Here is an 864-nt window from a genome sequence, read left to right as displayed (position 1 = left end):
CGCGCACCGCGTGCGCGACGCCGTCGGGCCGGGAGTGCACGTGGTGCGCCTCAGCTACGGCCGCCTGGGCGAGCCGACGCCGGAGCCCACCACCCAGGAGGCGGCTCGCGACGCCTCGGCGCTGCTCGGCGTGGAGCTGACCGGACGCGTGCGGGACAGCCTGCACCAGCGCTGGGACGGGGCGCTGCCCCCGCCGACGCCGGACTACCGGGCCGCCGTCCGGCAGTTCGAGGACGTCGTCCTGGCCGAGCCCGGCCTCGACGTCACGGGCGGCTGGATCGCCGGCACGGGGCTGGCGGCGATCGTCGCGCACGCCGGTCGCACGGCCGAACGGCTGGGCGAACGGGCCTGAGGGGGGTCGGGAAAGCGCGTTCCGGCGCGACGTTCTGACAACCCGTTACCAACCTTGTGAAATCCGCCCATCGGGCACCTTCCGGTTTCCTCCCGGCGGGGGTTCGGGTGGAGACTGGGTTGGTGACCCCGACCCCCCTGTCCGTCAGCACATCCGGAAGCACCCTGGCCGACGCCACGCCGATCCGCCTGGGTACCCGCGCGAGTGCCCTCGCCACGACCCAGAGCGGTCTGGTGGCCAGGCGCCTCGAGGAGCTGACCGGCCGGCCGGTCGAGCTGGTGCACATCCGGACCGAGGGCGACGTGAAGACCGGGAGCCTCGCGAGCCTGGGCGGCACCGGAGTCTTCGTGACCGCGCTGCGCGAGGCGCTGCTGGACGGGCGCTGCGACGTCGCCGTCCACTCGCTCAAGGACCTGCCGACCACTCCCGCCGACGGCCTCACCTACGTGACGCCCGAGCGCGAGGACCCGCGCGACGCCCTGTGCGCACGCGACGGCCTGACCCTCGCCACG

General features: G+C 74.8%; 2 pseudogenes. Both read left to right on the top strand.

The features are described 5' to 3' along the window. Positions 1-352 (top strand): annotated as a pseudogene (locus tag PROKR_RS09520) (protoporphyrinogen/coproporphyrinogen oxidase); the annotation flags it as partial. A gap of 122 nt (positions 353-474) precedes the next feature. Beyond that, positions 475-864: pseudogene (locus PROKR_RS09515) on the top strand (hydroxymethylbilane synthase); the annotation flags it as partial.

It is taken from the genome of Promicromonospora kroppenstedtii DSM 19349, from assembly GCF_000515355.1.
Lineage (GTDB): Bacteria > Actinomycetota > Actinomycetes > Actinomycetales > Cellulomonadaceae > Promicromonospora > Promicromonospora kroppenstedtii.
The sequence above is the reverse complement of the archived record's forward strand: the minus strand, read 5'-3'. Positions and strand labels throughout refer to the sequence as shown.